This window comes from Arthrobacter sp. ISL-69 (genome assembly GCF_018613775.1).
In the GTDB taxonomy this organism is placed as follows: Bacteria; Actinomycetota; Actinomycetes; order Actinomycetales; family Micrococcaceae; genus Arthrobacter.
This window is the reverse complement of record NZ_JAGGPO010000011.1, coordinates 111,583-128,616: the sequence shown is the minus strand read 5'-3', so window position 1 is coordinate 128,616 and position 17,034 is coordinate 111,583. Positions and strand designations below refer to the sequence as shown.

Genomic DNA, 17,034 nt, shown 5'->3' with positions numbered 1-17,034 from the left:
CCAGCGACACTTGCCATAGTGTGAAAGCGCCCTTTCACCCGTAGTGAACTTACTGTGATCCAGCGCACAGCCGGTGTTGAATCTCTTCATGGCAATTGAAGACTCAGCGATCCTGAGCGAACAACCTACGACCCCTTTCCACGACGTGGAGCACTACCTCGCCATCCCGCGGGTGAGCGGCCTTGCGCTGAGCCCTGACGGAAAGCGCCTGGTGACCACCGTCTCCACGCTCAACGCCAAGGGGACCGAATACGTGACGGCCCTGTGGGAGCTGGACCCTGCGGGGGAGAAGCATGCACGCCGGATCACGCGCAGTGCCAAGGGCGAGGCCGGTGCGGCATTTTCCTCCAACGGGGACCTCTACTTCACGTCGGCCCGCCCTGATCCCGAAAGCCCGGAGGGCGACCCCGTCAACGCGCTCTGGCAGTTGCCCGCCGACGGCGGCGAAGCCCGTGTGGTCCTTTCGCGTGCCGGCGGGATCAGCCACGTGATGTCGGCCAGGGATACCGGCGCCACCTTCGTCACGGCGTCCATCCTGGCCGGTTCACCCGATGAGGAAGCGGACGACGAGCGGCGCAAGAGCCGGAAGGACCACAAGGTATCCGCCATCCTCCACAGTGGCTACCCCGTGCGTTACTGGGATGCGAACCTGGGCCCGGATCAGCCGCGAATTTTCGCTGTGGAGCCGGGGGAGGAGAAGGAACCCGGCAAGCCGGCAACGGTTGACGCCGCCGCCCCGCTCAAGCTCCGCAACCTGACGCCGGACGCGGCAGGTCTTTTGCGCGACTCCGATTCCGTGGTCAGCCCCGACGGCAAGACCATCTACACAAGCTTCAACAAGCCCCTCGCCAAGGCGGACTCGCGGTCCGTCCTGGTGGCAATCGACGTCGCCACAGCAACGCACAAGGTCCTGCTGGACCATGAAGGCATGAGCTACTTCGCGGGCCCGGTGAGCCCTGACAACCGCACGCTTGTGGTGTTGAGCGAATCCGACTCCACTCCCCAGCAGGCTCCGCAGGTCAAGCTGCACCTGCTCGACGTCAGTTCCCAGATGGTGCCGGAATCCGGGCTCCGGCCGCTGGCCCACGGCTGGGACCGCTGGGCCATCAAAGCGGCGTGGTTGCCGGACGGTTCCGCCCTCCTGGTGACCGCCGACGACGACGGCGCCTCCCCGGTTTTCCGGATCAGTCCCGCGGGGATTGGGTTTGGGGCCGGCAGCGGGGACGTCACCCGGGTGACGCGCGACGCGGCGGCCTACACCGACGTCGTGGTTTCACCGGACGGGCTGAGCGCCTACGCGCTGCGGAGCTCCTACGAATTTCCGCCCGAAGCGGTCCGGGTCGACCTGGCGAGCGGAGAAGTGACCAGGCTTCCTGCTCCGGCCGAACGCCCCCGAATCCAGGGATCACTGGAGCGCATCGGGACCGCCGCTGCCGACGGCTCCCGGGTTCCCGCATACCTGGCCCTGCCGGATGGAGCCTCCGCGCAGCATCCGGCGCCACTGCTGTTGTGGATCCACGGCGGGCCCCTCGGCTCGTGGAACGCCTGGACGTGGCGCTGGAACCCGTGGCTGCTGGCGGCCAAGGGCTACGCCGTGCTCCTGCCGGATCCGGCGCTGTCCACCGGTTACGGCCAGTCCTACATCCAGCGCGGCTGGGGCGGCTGGGGCAGCGCGCCGTACACGGACCTCATGGAGATCACGGATGCCGTGATGGAACGCCCGGACATCGATCCGTCCCGGACTGCTGCCATGGGCGGCTCCTTCGGCGGCTACATGGCCAACTGGGTGGCCGGCCAGACGGACCGCTTTGACGCGATCGTCACGCACGCCAGCCTGTGGGCCCTTGACCAGTTCGGCCCCACCACCGACGCGTCACAGTACTGGCTGAAGGAAATGACGGCTGAGATGGCCCTGGCGAACTCGCCCCACCTGCACGTCGAGAAAATCAGCACGCCCATGCTGGTGATCCACGGCGACAAGGACTACCGCGTGCCCATCGGCGAAGGCCTGCGGCTCTGGTACGAACTGCTGTCCAAATCCCAACTGGCAGCCGATGGCAATGGCCAGACTCCACACCGCTTCCTCTATTACCCGGACGAGAATCACTGGATCCTGCAGCCGCAGCACGCCAAGGTCTGGTACGGCGTCGTGGAGCACTTCCTGGCGAAGAACGTGCTGGACCAGGACGTGCCACTGCCCGCTGACCTGGGGCTCTAGGCGGCAGGGCGGCCGTAAGATTGGGGCTGTGACTGAGACCTTCCGCATCCGCCCTGCCCGCACCAGCGACGTAGCTGCCATCAAGGGGCTTGTGGCTCCGCTGGCGGACAAGAGGATCCTGATGGCCAAGGAGACGGTGGCCTACTACGAAAGCCTGCAGGAATTCAGGATCGCTGAGGCGGCCGACGGCGAGGTGATCGGCTGCGGCGCCCTGCATGTGATGTGGGAGGACCTGGCCGAGGTGCGGACCCTGGCTGCCTCGGACGCGTGGCGCGGCAAGGGCGTGGGCCACGTACTGGTGGAAAGCCTCCTCGAGGAGGCCCGGGCGCTGGGCGTCTCGCGCGTGTTCTGCCTGACCTTCGAGGTGGACTTTTTCAAGAAGCACGGCTTCGACGTTATGGCCGACCAGACCGCAGTGGACCCTGTGGTCTATTCCGAGCTGCTGCGTTCCCATGACGAAGGCGTGGCGGAGTTCCTGGACCTCGCCCGGGTCAAGCCGAACACCCTGGGAAATACCCGCATGATCAAGTTCCTCTAGACGCCTTCCGGCGCGTCCGGATAATGTCTGACTTCTACCTCTTCCCATATATCGAATCGATGTATAAAATTACTAGAGCTTGCTTATGGCACCCGAATCCCGAACCACATCAAAGGACAGAAATGCGCGAGCACGCAATTTTTCCGGATTTTTCGGCGTTTCAAATGGATCTGCCTTCGGTGATGAGCCGAAGTGATCCACTGAGCCGGCCTCGCGAGGCGTCGGCGTTCCACATAGGCGCCGCGGCGTGGCCGGATTTCCTCCCGGACTCTTGGGGGAAACGCTGAGGCCGGCGGGGAGATACAAGCTGGGAAGGGAAAGGGACAGTCAATTGGGGGCTGTCCCTTTTTCTTTGCCCTCGCTAGCCGGACGGTTACCGGCGGATTCGACAGGGCGCTACCGTTGCCGGGGCGGCGGTAGTAGGGTCAAGACAAAGCCGCCAGGACACTCCAGGGAGTACTCCAATGAAGAAGCTGATCAATGATCCCCGCGCTGTAGTGGACGAGTCCGTGGAAGGCTTCGGCCTTGCCCATGCGGACCTCGTGACCGTCAGTTCCGAGCCGAAATTCATCACCCGCAAGGACGCCCCGGTGGCCGGGAAAGTCGGCCTGGTCAGCGGCGGCGGCAGCGGACACGAGCCGCTTCACGGCGGCTTCGTGGGACTGGGAATGCTCGACGCCGCGGTGCCCGGTGCCGTCTTCACCTCGCCCACGCCTGACCAGATCATTCCGGCGACGCTCGCCGTGAACTCCGGCGCCGGCGTCGTGCACATCGTGAAGAACTACACAGGGGACGTCCTCAACTTCGAAACGGCCGCGGAAATGGCGGAGGCCGAAGGCGTCCAGGTCCGGACCGTCCTGGTCAACGACGACGTCGCCGTGGAAGACTCCCTCTACACGGCCGGCCGGAGGGGTGTGGGCGGCACTGTCCTCGTGGAGAAGATCGCCGGTGCCGCGGCGGAGCGTGGTGATGACCTGGACGCTGTCGCTGCCATCGGAGACCGCGTGAACCAGAACGTCCGCAGCATGGGCGTGGCCTTGTCGGCCTGCACGGTCCCGCATGCGGGCGTGCCCAGCTTTGACCTGGAAGAGAACGAAATCGAGATCGGCATCGGGATCCACGGTGAGCCCGGGCGGCACCGGATCCCGATGGAAAATGCCGACGCCATTACCGACCGCCTCCTTGAGCCCATCCTGAGCGACCTCGGCATCGCCTCCGGTGACAAAGTGCTGTTGTTCGTCAACGGCATGGGCGGGACGCCGCAGAGCGAGCTGTACATCGTGTACCGCCGTGCAGCGCAGGTGCTCGCGGACAAGGGCGTCACGGTGGAACGTTCCCTGGTGGGCAACTACATCACGTCACTCGAGATGCAGGGATGCTCCGTCACCGTTTTGCGCCTCGACGACGAACTCACCGGCCTCTGGGACGCCCCGGTCCACACCGCCGCGCTGCGATGGGGCATCTGACCGTGGGGCTTGACGTTGACTGGGCCGTACGCTGGCTTACCCTGTCTGCGGAGGCCATGGCGGACCACCGGGTGGAGCTGATTGACCTTGACCGCGCCATCGGGGATTCCGATCATGGCGAAAACATGGACCGCGGCTTCAAAGCCGTGATGGACAAGCTCGCTGAGTCGCCGCCGGCCACGCCGGGAGCGGCCCTGAAGCTCACGGCCATGGCATTGATGTCCAAGGTGGGCGGAGCGGCCGGCCCCCTCTACGGCACGGCCTTCCTGCGCGCCTCCACGTCCCTGGGCGACGCGCCGGACATCGATCCGGCGGCCCTGGCTGCTGCCATCCAGGCTGCCCGGGACGGCGTGGTGGCCCGCGGCAAGGCCGAGCCCGGCGACAAAACCATGGTTGACGCGTGGACCCCCGCCGTCGAGGCGGCCGCCGCGGCCGCCGCTGCAGGGGACGGCGATGTCCTCAAGGTCCTCCTCGCGGCGGCTGAGGCTGCGGAGGCCGGTGCCGTTGCCACCGATCCGCTCATCGCCCGCAAGGGGCGCGCCAGCTACTTGGGGGAGCGCAGCGCCGGCCATCGCGACCCCGGGGCGGTCTCCACCGCCCTCATCCTGCGCGCCGCGGCCGAGGCGGCCGAATGACCGTCCGACTGGTGGTGGTGTCCCATAGCGAAAAGATCGCCGACGGCGCGGTGGAGCTGGCCGCCCAGATGGCGCCCGACGTCGTGATCCTCCCTGCCGGCGGCACCGACGACGGCCGGATCGGCACCAGCCTGGAAAAGGTCATGGCCGCGCTGGAACAGGCCGCCGGCGAAGACGGCACCGTGGTGCTCACGGACCTCGGCTCTGCCGTGATGACGGCCGAGGCTGCTGTGGAATTCCTCCCGGATCCCGACTCGGTCCTGTTGGCTGATGCGCCGCTGGTGGAGGGGCTCGTGGCGGCGGCAGTAGCGGCGCAGGCGGGGGCGGATGCAGCGGGCGTAAAGCAGGCGGCGGAGGCGGTCCGCCGTGCTCCGGCACCCCAGGCGCCGGAGGCTCCTGCCGAGGAGCCGACGCTTGGGCCGCCGGAAGCCACGGGTGACTTTGAGCTGGTCAACCAGGCCGGCATGCACGCCCGGCCCGCCGCGAAGGTCGCCGGGGGACTTGCCGGCCTGGACGCGGACGTGACAGTCAATGGCGTGGACGGGGCCTCCATGACCGGCCTGATGACGCTGGGGGCGGGCCAGGGATCGGTCCTCCACGTCGAGGCCTGGGGGCCGGACGCAGCCAGGGCGGTCAAGTATGTCGGAGGCCTGGTGGAAGCAGGGTTCGGGGAGCCCTGACGGGCTCAGCCGGCCTGCCTGAGGCTGTCGGCGTCCAACACCAGGCTGGCTGTGATGAACTTTCCGCACTGCTCGCCGTACGGGTAGTCCGCCTTTGGCGTGAAGCTCAGTTTCCGCACGGGCAACGGTGCCCGCGCCGTGGAGGTGCCCGTGGCGGTCGCGTCAATGCGCGATTCGGTCAGGACATCCATCATCAGCATGCCCGTAAGGGTGCCGTCAGGCGAGGACGTCGCGGAGCATGTGCCGTCAGGGCCGGCCGAGGGTTCGCAGCCCATGTCGACTGCGGTGCTGCCTGGCCTCAGCTCCAGGTCTGCTTCCTGGCACGTGCCGTCCTGGCAGGCTTTAAGGTGGATGGCTTTGACAGCGGGTGCATAGCTGGCCGCCACCGTCAGGGACACCACCGGAGCCTGCGCGATAGCCGGGCACGGCACTGCCTCGGGCAGGCACGCAGACGGGAGCAGCGACGTCGTGACCACTGCCAGAAGTATGCCGAAGCTGCGCATGCTTCAGAGTAGATCCGCCAGGTGTGGCGGCGCCAGCACAGGGTGGTTTCAGTCCCGGAACGAATGGGTAACGGGCCTTAGGCGGGGAGCCGGAGGCCGCCCAGGTGCAGCTCCGCCAGGCCGTCGCTGACCAGCCCGGCCAGGGCGCGCTCGAGCTGCTCGGGCGCGGAATTCAGGCGGTGCAGGGCTGCAAGCGGAATGCCGATGCCGTGCGCTTCGAAGCCAAGGTCCGCAGGGGGCTGGTGGAACATTTCCGGCGCCACCGGGGAGTCCGCCAGACGGAGGACGGCCATCACGGCGCCCCGGACCTGCCGGTCAGTGCCGTGCCAGGACTGCCCCTTCGGGGTGTACGACGGCGGCGGCTCGCCCGCCGCCAGCCACGCGCACGCCCCGCGGACCGGGCAATCAGCGCACTTCGGCGCCCTCGCCGTGCACACCAGCGCGCCAAGCTCCATGACTGCCGCGTTCCAGCGGACGGAGAGTCCGACGTCGGCCGGCAGCAGTTCAGCGGCGAGCCGCATTTCCGCGGCGGTCAGCGACTGCGACGGCAACGCCGTGCCCGAAAAGAGCCGCGCATGGACGCGGCGGATGTTGGTGTCCACCACTGTCTCGCGGCGGCCGAAGGCGAACGCCGCGACCGCTGCCGCCGTGTAGCTGCCCACGCCGGGAAGTTCCAGCAGTTCGGCATGGTTTCCGGGGACCTCGCCGCCGTGCCGTTCCACAATGGCGACGGCGGCGGCGTGGAGGCGCAGTGCCCGGCGCGGGTAGCCGAGCCTGCCCCAGTGCCGGACAGCCTCGCCGGAGGCTTCGGCGGCCAAATGTGCAGGCGTGGGCCAGCGGCGGAGCCAGTCTTCCCAGACGGGCAGGACCCGGACCACAGGTGTCTGCTGCAGCATAATCTCGCTGACCAGGACACCCCAGGCAGTGCACTGGGGTTCCCGCCATGGCAGCTCCCTGGCAGTGGTCGCGAACCAGTCGTCAATTACTTCGTGCAGGGTGGCCAGCGGCGGCGGCGCGGGGCGACTCGCCGGGGGCATAGCAGTGGGCAGGGCTAAGGCTTCGATGCAAATACTGTAGTGGATACTGGCCTGGGTCCGCCTTCCCGGCGTGGTGGTGCGTCAATGTGCCCGGGGTTCTCTAGCCTAGAAGGATGGTCAGGCAAGGCACTTCAGGAAAGAGCGGTTCGAAACCGAAGGGCACCGCCGGCCGGCAGGCGGGGCGGCCGCCGCTGAAAGCCGTGTACCGCCGTCGCAGGCTGTTCGTTGGCCTGGTGCTGCTTCTCATCGTCTCAGTGGCACTGGGCGGTTTTGCTGCCGTGTCCGGCGCCATGCGCGCCTCCGAACAGGCCTCCTCCACGGACCGGAACGGACCGGACGGGCAGGCCGCCCAGGCCACGCCGTCGGTAACCCCCAGCATTCCGGCGACACCCACCTGCGACCAGGGCCTGGTGACCGTCTCCGCATCGACCGACAAGGGAGCCTACGCCGCCGGCGAGAATCCGTTGCTCACCCTGAAGGTCACCAACGGGGGCAAAGTGGCGTGCGAGGTTAACCTTGGCACGTCCCAAATGGAGTACACGGTGACCAGCGGTTCCGACCGGATTTTCTCCTCCGTTGACTGCCAGGCCGAGAGCGGCGACCTCGTGAAGACGCTCGAGCCGGGCCAGAGCGAAACCGCGAATTTCCCGTGGCAGCGCAACCGGACCGTGCCCGGCTGTGGGGCGGTGTCCGCCAAACCCGGTGCCGGCGGGGCCTACTACATGTTCGTCGCCCGGCTGGGCACCAAGTCCAGCTCGAAGGCCGTCTTCCAGCTCAACTGAGCCTCTCTTCTGAATCGATTGCTCCGCAACAGCCCTAATGGGTGCTCGGACCGGCACTTACGGAGCAATCGACGGGTGCTTTAGAGGAACCGGTCCAGGAGACTCGCCTCGGCCATCCGGCTCAGGCCCTCCCGGACTGTGCGTGCTCGCTGGTCGCCGATGCCGTCCACGGTCATGAGGTCATCGATGGTGGCCGCCATCAGGTACTGGAGGCCGCCGAAGTGGTCAACGAGCCTGTCCGCCACTGCCTTGGGCACTGCCTTCAGGCCGGACAGGAGGCGGTACCCGCGCGGCTGCACCACGGCGTCGAGCGTGTCCACGCCACCTGCGAAGCCGATGATGCCGGCGATCCTGCTGAGGTCGATCAGCTCGGTGGGGCCCAGGTTGAGCAGGGCGCTGACGGCGCCGTCGATATCTTCCGGGGACGCGTTGGGGCCGGCGTAATCGCGGATGATCACATCACTGCCGGGACCGCGGCCCACCGTGAGCTCGTCCAGCTGCAGCGAAAGAAGGCGCCCGTCCTCGCCGAGTTCAAGGACGTACTGGGAGATTTCCTCGGAGATCCGGCGCACCATTTCCTGGCGCTGCAGCGTGACGGCGACGTCGCGGACCGTGACCATGGCTTCGATCTCCAGGGCGGAGAGCGAGCTGGTGACCTGGTCCAGGCGGGAACGGTAGCGTTCGAGGGTGGCCAGCGCCTGGTTGGCCCGGGCCAGGACCTTTTCGGAGCCCTCCAGGACGTGCCGCAGGCCGTTCACGTAGAGGGCGATGATCTGCATGGACTGGCTGACCGAGATCACCGGGACGCCGGTCTGGATGGCGACGCGTTCGGCGGTGCGGTGCCTGGTGCCGGATTCCTGGGTTTCGATGCTCGAGTCCGGAACCAGCTGCACGGCGGCCCGGAGGATGTTGCCGGCGTCCTTGTCGCAAATGATGGCGCCGTCCATCTTGGCGAGTTCGCGGAGCCGTGTGGGGGAGAAGTCGATCCCGATATCGAATCCGCCGGAGCAGATGGACTCGATGGTGCGGTCCGAGCCCAGAACGATCAATGCGCCGGTGCGCCCGCGGAGGATGCGTTCCAGGCCATCGCGCAGAGCGGTGCCTGGTGCCACTCTGCCCAGAGTCGCCTTAAGCGAATCTTCAGGGCTCCGAGCCATAGGTTTTCCCTTCAAAGGTGCAGGCTGCAGCCCGCAGGTATGCCGGTTTTACGATTCCGCCGGCAGGATCAAAAGTACTCAATTTCCCGCTGGCTCCATCCTAGAGGCAAAGATGGGCATTAACCGCACGGACAAGCCCTAAAGTGCCCCGCTAGGGGGCGCCGCGCGACGGCAGGCAAAGCCCCTCAGCGGCTGGTGTCGGGAGGGGTATTTAGGAGGTCTAGCCGTCGCGGCGCTTGAAGACAGCCAGTGACAGCGTGCCCAGCACCATTGCCCAGGCCAGGAGGCCAAGTTGAGCGGTGATCATAGGTTGGAATCCCAGTTGAGCAGTAGCCGTGACGCCAATGGCGCGAAAGAACAGTGGGGCCGGTGAACAATCGACTGCGGTCCCAACCACGTGGCCCACGCTCGGGGGAAGGCTCAGCTGGGCAGCCGAAAGGGCCAGCGGTGCCACCACTAGCAGTCCAAGCACTATGAGCACTGTAGGAACAGGGCGGTTTGCGAGGGCGGCTACGAAGAACGAAATGGACATGAGGAGTCCCACCGCGAGAGCCGAGGCCGCAATACCCACTGAAGCGGAAGCCAGAACGCCGGTTGACTGGTTGCCGGCGATGCCAGCTACCGCAGTCAACACTGTGCTCAGCAGTGCGGCGCATAGCCCCATCAACGCCACCGCTGCTCCCCGCGCGGCCAGCAGACGCGACCTTCGGGGCACCAACGTGAGGGCGGTGGATACAAGGCCGGAGGGGGCGTCCCTTGCCACGTAGCTGGCAACGAGTATGGCCAGCAGGATGCCAACTACGCCGGCAGACGTTTCCACCGGGAGCGTCACTGGGAGGGCGCTGTCAGCCGAAACGCCGGTGGTCGCGCCCTCTTCGAGGTATCGGATCAGGAGCCCCGAGCCCACACCCGCGACTATGCTGCAGCACAGTGCAACCGCAACCCCCGGCCGGAACCCGCCAGCTCGGAACCCCCGCCGAAGTTCTGCCATGAGAACAACGCGGAAAGACTGGGGCAGTGTCCGGGTTGGACGGATTGCTGAGATCATCGGGTGTTCCCTTCGGAGAAGATGTCCCTGGGCGAGACGGTGTCGAAATAGGTTTCCTCAAGGGAGCGCGTCACAAGGCTCAGATGCGTAAGCCCGTAACCTGCCCCGTACACGGCACGCCCTGTCTCAGCCGGTTCCGCGTTCTGAACCAGCAAGCCATTCCTGTGGGGCTCCACTGCGTAGCCCGCGCTTCTCAGCAGAGCGGCAACGTCAGCCAGCGTGCCGGACTCGATGTAGACGTTGGATTCGGTTGGTGCCACAAAGGACGCAAGCGGACCCTGCCGCGCCACGACCCCGTGATCAATCAGGACTATGTGGTCCGCAACTTTTGCCGGTTCACCCATGTGATGGGATGAAAGAAGCACAGCCTTCCCGTCGTCAGCCGCTTGCCGGAGGAGCCGCCTGATCCACTGGATGGCGTCCGGATCCAGGCCGTTGATTGGTTCATCCAGCACTACGTTCCGGGGGTTCCCCGCGAACGCTGCGGCGATCCCCAACCGCTGCCTCGTACCCAGGGAAAAGTTCTTGACTTTACGGTGTGCAACATCGGACAGGCCGACGAGGTCCAGCAGCTCAGGCACCCGCTGCCGCCGAAGTCCCTGCGTTTCACATACATAGGACAGGAACGATGCCGCTGTCATGGAGCCGGGAATCCACTCGGCCGACAGGAATACTCCCAGGTTTGCAGCTGGATGGGTTGCCAACTGATGGGTCGCCCCGCCCACCCTCACAGAGCCGGAAGACGGCGCCGTTATGCCTGCGATGATTCGCAACACAGTTGATTTTCCCGCCCCGTTGGGACCGACAAAGCCGGTAACTTCTCCGGCGTTGGCGACGAGGGAAACATCCGATACCACCCTCTTGCCGCCATATTCCTTACACAGGTTGGAGGCTTCAATCACGTCGTCTGGTCCTTTCACGGTTCGTGAGGGCGACTGACGGAGACAACTCCACCAGTCGCCGCTGTATCTTGAGCACATCTTCAGTGGTGAAAAATACGCAGGTCAGCCGGCGCGACATGCCCGCATAGAAATAGACCCTGACCATCCTGGCAATGCCCGGGATGCTTAACGTGGTAACCAGGTGGATTGCAGGCATGCTGATACTGGTCCGACGCTCCGAGATATGGGTGGCTGCGACAGTGACCAGTTCGGGCCGGTCATGCACCGCGAGACGGGACATGAGAGTGCGGCCCAACCCGTAAACCGCCGCCAGCATGAGTGCACCGCACGCGAGCACTACATATGCCGGATAATCAGCTGTCCCGGCCACTGCCAGCATCACTATCGCCGGCATGCCAAAGGTTGCCGCTATCCAAAGAATGCTTGACAGGACGACTGGAAACCGGGAGCCGGCTTCCGCAGCTGAGGGGGTGCGGTCGCCGAATGCTGCGGAAGAAATATGTGCCACCACCCTCAGCGGCAATGACGGCAACACGAGATTGGAACCGAGCTGGGCCGTCGAATCAGCAGTCAGGAGCGATAGTCGGATCCGCCCCAAAAGCATTTCCGCGAGATTCCTCTGCAGCACAACTCCCGCTGGAGGTGCGTCCGGGCTTCGAATCCGGCATAGCGCAGGAACGTGAGCACGAAGCCAAGATGATGGACATCCGGCTGCTGTGCACGGACGGTTCGCAGGCAATAGCTGCAATCCTGGACTTTGACCCAGCTGCCATGTTGCTGGCTGTCGCCAGGTCGTCCTCCCGTGGAGCGGCCGTGGCTGCGGTCCGCGCAGGTGCCAGCGGGCTCTTGTTCAAGAGCGATAATCCGCAGGACTTCACGAGGGCAATCCGAAAAGTGCACAGCGGCCAGTATGTGTTGTCGCCCCTGGCCTCGCGTGACGTCATCAACTTCGTGCGCAGCATTCCGACTATCTACTCGGTGTTTTGTGAAACCGGAGGTGCCGCGTTGTCTCCCCGTGAGGAATCCGTGGTCAAAATGCTGACGCAGGGCATGTCCAACGCAGAGATGTCCCGGGCGCTCTTCGTGTCGGAGGCAACCGTGAAAGCGCACCTGAGCAGTGTGATGACCAAATGGGGCGCCAGGGACAGGACCCAGGTTGTCATCAGGGCACTGGAGTCCGGCATGGCTGTCGTCCACGCACATTAGCGGGGTGACGGCTGCATCCGGCGGCGGTGCGCGGCTTACCCCGCCCATCAGATTATTGGTTCGTTCAACGTACGTAAGGTGAATAGAGTGTCTGCGGAACAGAAAAGCAAACTTCCCAAGGTTGTATCCAACATCGTTCTCCTAGTCTTGCCGTCAGCATCGTCCTGGCAGCCGCTACGGACATGGGGGCAGTGCTGCGGGGGGTGATAGCCGTCGGCTCTGGAATCGCCGCCGCTGCCCTCTCGCACGTCATCACGGCACGGATTGCCGGGCGGTGATGGCAGCGGGTACCCGGGGCGCGGCCTTGAGTCGGGTCATTCGCGGGCGTTAGGCGGGCGGCCGCGAGGTTGCGGCCTTGCGATAAACTGGGAATCTGGCTGTCCGCCAGCCTGTTTCCCGGCACCAGGGCTTCAATGTCCCGGTGCGCAGTGCCCGGAACGGCGCCGTCAGCGCCCGGGCAGCCCAAACCGCAGCGAAAGTAGCACCGTGTCCCAAGATGTCCTTAGCCCCGCCCGGGTCCATGAGATTCACAAACAGGCGGCCCGGCGTCGGACTTTCGCGGTCATTTCCCACCCTGACGCCGGCAAGTCCACGCTCACTGAGGCCCTGGCCCTGCACGCGAAGGTGATCGGCACCGCCGGCGCCTCCAGCGGCAAGGCCAACCGCAAGGAAACGGTCTCGGACTGGATGCAGATGGAGAAGGACCGCGGCATCTCCATCAGCTCCGCCGCGCTGCAGTTCGCGTACCGGGACACCGTGATCAACCTGCTGGACACACCGGGCCACGCGGACTTCTCCGAGGACACCTACCGCGTCCTCGCCGCCGTCGACTGCGCCGTGATGCTCGTGGACGCCGCGAAGGGCCTGGAAACGCAGACCATGAAGCTCTTCGAGGTCTGCAAGCAGCGCAATCTGCCCATCATCACCGTGATCAACAAGTGGGACCGGCCGGGCCTGGATGCCCTGGCGCTCATGGACGAGATCACCGAGCGCACCGGCCTCCAGCCCATGCCGCTGACCTGGGCCGTGGGCATTTCGGGCGACTTCCGCGGCGTGTGGGACCTCCGCAACGACCGCTTTGCCCGGTTCCAGCGCAATAACGCCGGCGCCAACATCGCCCTCACCGAGTACTTCACCCCGGAGGAAGCCGCCGCCAACCAGGGCGACGACTGGTCCAACGCCGTGGACGAAGCCGGACTCGTGATCGAATCCAACCTTGAGTTCGACGTCGACGCCTTCCACGCAGGCAAAGCAACCCCCATCCTCTTCAGTTCCGCCGCCCTCAACTTCGGCGTCAAGGAAATCCTGGACGCCCTGGTGGACTTCGCCCCGCCCGCTGCTCCCCGGCCCGATGTCGAGGGTGAGCCCCGCCCGGTGGACGCCCCGTTCGCCGGCTTCGTCTTCAAGGTCCAGGCCGGCATGAACAAGGCCCACCGTGACCACGTTGCCTTCATCCGGGTCTGCTCCGGCATGTTCGAGCGCGGCATGGTGGTTACTCAGACCCGCACCGGCAAGTCGTTCGCCACCAAGTACGCCCAGCAGGTGTTCGGCCGTGAGCGCGAGGTCATTGACGAAGCGTTCCCGGGCGACGTCGTCGGCCTGGTCAATGCCTCTTCGCTCCGCGTGGGCGACAGCCTGTTCCTGGAGGATCCGGTGGAATTCCCCGCGATCCCGCTGTTCGCGCCGGAACACTTCCAGGTGGCCCGCGCCAAGGACCCCAGCCGCTTCAAGCAGTTCCGCCGCGGCATCGAGCAGCTCGAGCACGAGGGCGTCATCCAGGTGCTCCGCTCCGACATCCGCGGAGACCAGGCGCCGGTGCTCGCCGCCGTCGGCCCCATGCAGTTCGAAGTGGTGGAGGACCGCATGGCGCATGACTTCAGCGCGCCCATGCGCCTGGAGCGGCTCCCCTATTCCATTGCACGAATTTCGACGGCGGATGCCATGCCTGCGCTGGCCAATGTACAGGGCGCTGAGGTGCTGCTCCGCTCCGACGGCGAATACCTGGCCCTCTTCAACGACGTCTGGGCGCTGCGCCGGATCGAGAAGAACCACCCGGACCTGACCTTGGTGCCGATCGGAACGCACAACCCCGCGAAGTAGCGGCCCTTCGCCACTCGCCCCCGGTCACTTGATTTTCGTCACTGGCACCTTGTAGCCGTCACAGTGACCGGCGGGATATCATAAGCATGCTTATTAAGTTGACTGCTGAGAGGGCGATCGTGGCTGCGAGCATGGAACCCGGTTACCTCCTTAGCGGCCGGTACCGGATTGAGGCCCTCATTGGCCGGGGGAGCCAGTCCGGCGTCTACCGGGCCTTCGATGAACTCCTGCAGCGCGAGGTCGCGGTGAAGCTATTCCGCGACGACCCCGGGAACCTGCACCACACGCGCCGCCAGGGGGAGGAAGTGCGCATCCTGGCCGGAATGAGCCATCACGCGCTGGTCACCCTGCTGGACGCGGGCGCGGACCTCAGTGATCCCCAGCGCCGGCGCACGTATCTGGTCATGGAACTGGTCCGCGGCCCGGACCTGCGCGAACGCGGGGCCCAGGGCCCCCTTTCCGAGGCGCATCTGGCCCTGATCGGCCACGACCTTGCGGATGGACTCGCCTACATCCACCACCACGGCATCGTCCACCGAGACGTCAAGCCCGCCAATATCCTCCTGGTGGACTACAACAACGATGACCGCCGGCCACGCGCCAAGCTCAGCGACTTCGGCGTGGCCATGATCCTCGGCGACGGCCAGCGGAGCGGTCCCGCGGAAAGCTCCGGCACCCCGCAGTACCTCAGCCCCGAACAGGCCGCCAGCGAGCCAGTTGGGCCGCCGAGTGATGTGTACTCCCTAGGCCTGGTCCTGCTTGAGGGACTGACCGGGAAGCCCGCGTACCCAGGTGCGCCGATCGCCTCGGCTATGGCGCGGCTCCTGCGGGATCCGCACATTCCCGAGGGTATGGCCCCCAAATGGGCGGACCTGCTCTCTTCCATGCTGTCCCGTGATCCGGCGGCCCGGCCCGGTGCCAGGGAAGTTTCCCTTGCCCTCCGGCAGGAGGTCATCAGCGCGGCCGGGCGCCGCCGGAGCATCAGGGCTCCCGCGGAAGCGCCGCCGTCGGACGTTTCTGCCGCGAACGAAGAGGCGCGGATGCGCGCCGTCGAGCGCTACCGGATCCTGGACACGCCCCCGGATGGTACGTTCGACCGGATCGTGGGCCTGGCCGCCCGCATGTTTTCCGTGCCCGTGGCCATCGTCAGCGTGGTGGACCATGACCGGATCTGGTTCAAAGCCCATCACGGGACCGAGGTAGGCGAGATCGGACGGGACCCCGGGCTGTGTGCATCCGCCATCCTGCAGGATGACGCCTGGGTGGTCCGGGACGCTGTCACGGACCCGCGTACCCTGGCGAACCCGCTGGTTGCGGGTGAGTTCGGACTGCAGTTCTACGCCGGTGTGCCGCTGCGCACGCCCGACGGCTACAACCTGGGGACATTCTGCATCCTGGACCGGGAGTCGCGGGAGTTCACCGCGGAAGACACCCGCGCGCTGGAAGATCTGGCCGCCATCGTGATGAACGACCTTGAGCTGCGGCTGCAAAGCCGGAGCGTGATGGCAGCGGGCAGATGACCGGTCTCCTAGCGCCGCCCGGCGTGCAGTGCGAGTTCGAGTTCGAACCGGGCCCGGGGGTCTTCCAGCGCATCGCCGAAGAGCTCGCGCAGCTGCGCCGCCCGGTATCCCACGGTCTGCGGATGGATGCCGAGCTCGGCGGCCACCGGGGCCCGCTGGCCCCAGTGCCGCAGCCACGAGAGGAGGGTCTCCGCCAGCCTTTCGCGCTGCGCCGGACGCAGCCCTTCCAAAGGTGCAAGCCTCTGTTCCGCCAGCTCCGCGATGGCCGACGGTTCGGAGCCGAGGATAATCTGCGCCAGGTGGTCATCGGCCCAAATAGGCGGGTCTCGGGGGTCTTCCCGCGGCGGCAGGACGGACGCCGCCACTACCGCGAGCCGCAGGGAATCGGGCACCTTTTCCCAGCTGCCGGCCGGGCCCACTGCGGCGGACCTGCCCTTCAATGCTTTCTCCAGGGCCGCCCGGCCGGCCTCGGACTCCCGTGCCGGCACGAGGGCCACGGCATCGGTTTCGCGTTCAACCACCAGCGTTCCCGGCCCCAGCTGCAGCCGGAGCCCCGCGGCCCGGTCCAGCGGGAGTGTCACCACAACCATCCTTGCCGGGAGGGACCAGTCGGCCATGGACGCCGCCTGCCGCAGGGCGGCCTCGTCCGCCTGGCCCATCAGCAGCAGCTCCAGGAGTTCGGTCCGCCGCCGGTCAACCGCCCCCGCGCGCTCGGACTGTTCAAAAGCGTAAGCTTCTGCGCTCACAGCGGAGAGCTCGTCGATGTAGGCCAGGATCGATTCGCCCAGATCCACTACCACGCCCTGGCCCAGGTCCTTGTCCATGGAGATCCGCGACATTTCCCGGAACGTCACCCGTGCACCCATGCGATAGGCGCTCAGCAGCGCATCCATGCTGCGCCCCTGGCGGAATTCGCCGCTGCCCAAGCCGGCCACGAGCTCCCTGCTCTCCTCAGACAATGCAGGCAGCGTGGTGCCGGGCAGTTGGAGGAAACGCTCCAGCGCAGCGGCCACCCCCCGCCGCAGCCCGCGGCCGAAGCGCCCTTCGATGGGCCTGGCGTAGGCAGGAACCAGCTGCGGCACGGCATCGATGATCGCCTCCACAATGCCGGGCATCATGGGGCGGAGCAAGTCACTGACTTCCCGCGGCAAGGCGAGCCACGGCGGATCGTACGTGGGGGCGGTTGGACTCTTCGAGGCCGGAGGGTTCATGAGAGACTTCCATAAGTTGTTTCGGGGGAAC

The 17,034-nt window shown here is 66.3% G+C and carries 16 protein-coding genes; 9 read left to right on the top strand and 7 right to left on the bottom strand.

Going from position 1 to position 17,034, the window contains the following annotated elements:
• Window positions 1-88 precede the first annotated feature (88 nt).
• The 5 genes from J7I79_RS07170 to dhaM all read left to right on the top strand — a co-directional run bounded on the left by J7I79_RS07170 (window position 89) and on the right by dhaM (window position 5,537).
• Complete coding sequence (locus J7I79_RS07170; RefSeq protein ID WP_214951774.1) at window positions 89-2,218, top strand: prolyl oligopeptidase family serine peptidase; 2,130 nt, start codon at window positions 89-91, stop codon at window positions 2,216-2,218.
• Window positions 2,219-2,246: 28 nt separating this feature from the next.
• Window positions 2,247-2,756, top strand: coding sequence for an amino-acid N-acetyltransferase (locus tag J7I79_RS07165; RefSeq protein WP_104176141.1), 510 nt, complete (start codon window positions 2,247-2,249; stop codon window positions 2,754-2,756).
• A 464-nt stretch (window positions 2,757-3,220) separates the two neighbouring features.
• On the top strand, window positions 3,221-4,222 hold the full coding sequence (dhaK, locus tag J7I79_RS07160) for a dihydroxyacetone kinase subunit DhaK (RefSeq protein ID WP_214951772.1): 1,002 nt from the start codon (window positions 3,221-3,223) through the stop codon (window positions 4,220-4,222).
• Window positions 4,223-4,224: 2 nt separating this feature from the next.
• Entirely contained in the window at window positions 4,225-4,857 is a 633-nt protein-coding gene (gene dhaL / locus J7I79_RS07155) for a dihydroxyacetone kinase subunit DhaL (RefSeq protein ID WP_214951770.1), read from the top strand.
• Complete coding sequence (gene dhaM / locus J7I79_RS07150; protein ID WP_214951768.1) at window positions 4,854-5,537, top strand: dihydroxyacetone kinase phosphoryl donor subunit DhaM; 684 nt, start codon at window positions 4,854-4,856, stop codon at window positions 5,535-5,537. The genes dhaL and dhaM overlap by 4 nt, the downstream gene beginning before the upstream one ends.
• Before the next feature lie 5 nt (window positions 5,538-5,542).
• Here the strand turns inward: dhaM and J7I79_RS07145 are convergent, their stop codons facing one another.
• Window positions 5,543-6,040: a hypothetical protein gene (locus J7I79_RS07145; RefSeq protein WP_214951766.1), complete on the bottom strand. Its 498-nt coding sequence runs from the start codon at window positions 6,038-6,040 to the stop codon at window positions 5,543-5,545.
• A 77-nt stretch (window positions 6,041-6,117) separates the two neighbouring features.
• On the bottom strand, window positions 6,118-7,077 hold the full coding sequence (locus tag J7I79_RS07140; RefSeq protein ID WP_214951764.1) for an A/G-specific adenine glycosylase: 960 nt from the start codon (window positions 7,075-7,077) through the stop codon (window positions 6,118-6,120).
• 113 nt (window positions 7,078-7,190) lie between these two features.
• On the opposite strand from J7I79_RS07140, the gene J7I79_RS07135 reads away from it, so the two are divergent.
• Window positions 7,191-7,859 (top strand): hypothetical protein, encoded by a 669-nt coding sequence (locus tag J7I79_RS07135; RefSeq protein WP_214951762.1) that lies wholly within the window; start codon window positions 7,191-7,193, stop codon window positions 7,857-7,859.
• A gap of 80 nt (window positions 7,860-7,939) precedes the next feature.
• On the opposite strand, the gene disA is transcribed toward J7I79_RS07135, so the two are convergent.
• The 4 genes from disA to J7I79_RS07115 all read right to left on the bottom strand — a co-directional run bounded on the left by disA (window position 7,940) and on the right by J7I79_RS07115 (window position 11,594).
• Window positions 7,940-9,016, bottom strand: coding sequence for a DNA integrity scanning diadenylate cyclase DisA (gene disA, locus J7I79_RS07130; RefSeq protein ID WP_214951760.1), 1,077 nt, complete (start codon window positions 9,014-9,016; stop codon window positions 7,940-7,942).
• Between the two features lie 220 nt (window positions 9,017-9,236).
• Window positions 9,237-9,923: a hypothetical protein gene (locus J7I79_RS07125; protein WP_214951758.1), complete on the bottom strand. Its 687-nt coding sequence runs from the start codon at window positions 9,921-9,923 to the stop codon at window positions 9,237-9,239.
• A 137-nt stretch (window positions 9,924-10,060) separates the two neighbouring features.
• Window positions 10,061-11,044 (bottom strand): ABC transporter ATP-binding protein, encoded by a 984-nt coding sequence (locus tag J7I79_RS07120; protein WP_251042487.1) that lies wholly within the window; start codon window positions 11,042-11,044, stop codon window positions 10,061-10,063.
• The gene (locus J7I79_RS07115; protein WP_214951754.1) at window positions 10,959-11,594 is read right to left on the bottom strand and encodes a hypothetical protein; all 636 of its coding nucleotides are present in this window, start codon (window positions 11,592-11,594) and stop codon (window positions 10,959-10,961) included. The genes J7I79_RS07120 and J7I79_RS07115 overlap by 86 nt, the downstream gene beginning before the upstream one ends.
• A gap of 14 nt (window positions 11,595-11,608) precedes the next feature.
• On the opposite strand from J7I79_RS07115, the gene J7I79_RS24575 reads away from it, so the two are divergent.
• The 3 genes from J7I79_RS24575 to J7I79_RS07100 all read left to right on the top strand — a co-directional run bounded on the left by J7I79_RS24575 (window position 11,609) and on the right by J7I79_RS07100 (window position 15,792).
• On the top strand, window positions 11,609-12,172 hold the full coding sequence (locus J7I79_RS24575) for a response regulator transcription factor (RefSeq protein WP_214951752.1): 564 nt from the start codon (window positions 11,609-11,611) through the stop codon (window positions 12,170-12,172).
• Between the two features lie 486 nt (window positions 12,173-12,658).
• Window positions 12,659-14,272 carry a peptide chain release factor 3 gene (locus J7I79_RS07105; RefSeq protein ID WP_214951750.1) on the top strand — a complete coding sequence of 538 codons (1,614 nt, stop codon included), beginning with the start codon at window positions 12,659-12,661 and terminating at the stop codon, window positions 14,270-14,272.
• A gap of 98 nt (window positions 14,273-14,370) precedes the next feature.
• Window positions 14,371-15,792: a GAF domain-containing serine/threonine-protein kinase gene (locus J7I79_RS07100; protein WP_251042484.1), complete on the top strand. Its 1,422-nt coding sequence runs from the start codon at window positions 14,371-14,373 to the stop codon at window positions 15,790-15,792.
• Window positions 15,793-15,800: 8 nt separating this feature from the next.
• Here the strand turns inward: J7I79_RS07100 and J7I79_RS07095 are convergent, their stop codons facing one another.
• Window positions 15,801-17,003 carry a CdaR family transcriptional regulator gene (locus tag J7I79_RS07095; protein WP_214951748.1) on the bottom strand — a complete coding sequence of 401 codons (1,203 nt, stop codon included), beginning with the start codon at window positions 17,001-17,003 and terminating at the stop codon, window positions 15,801-15,803.
• Window positions 17,004-17,034: the final 31 nt, after the last annotated feature.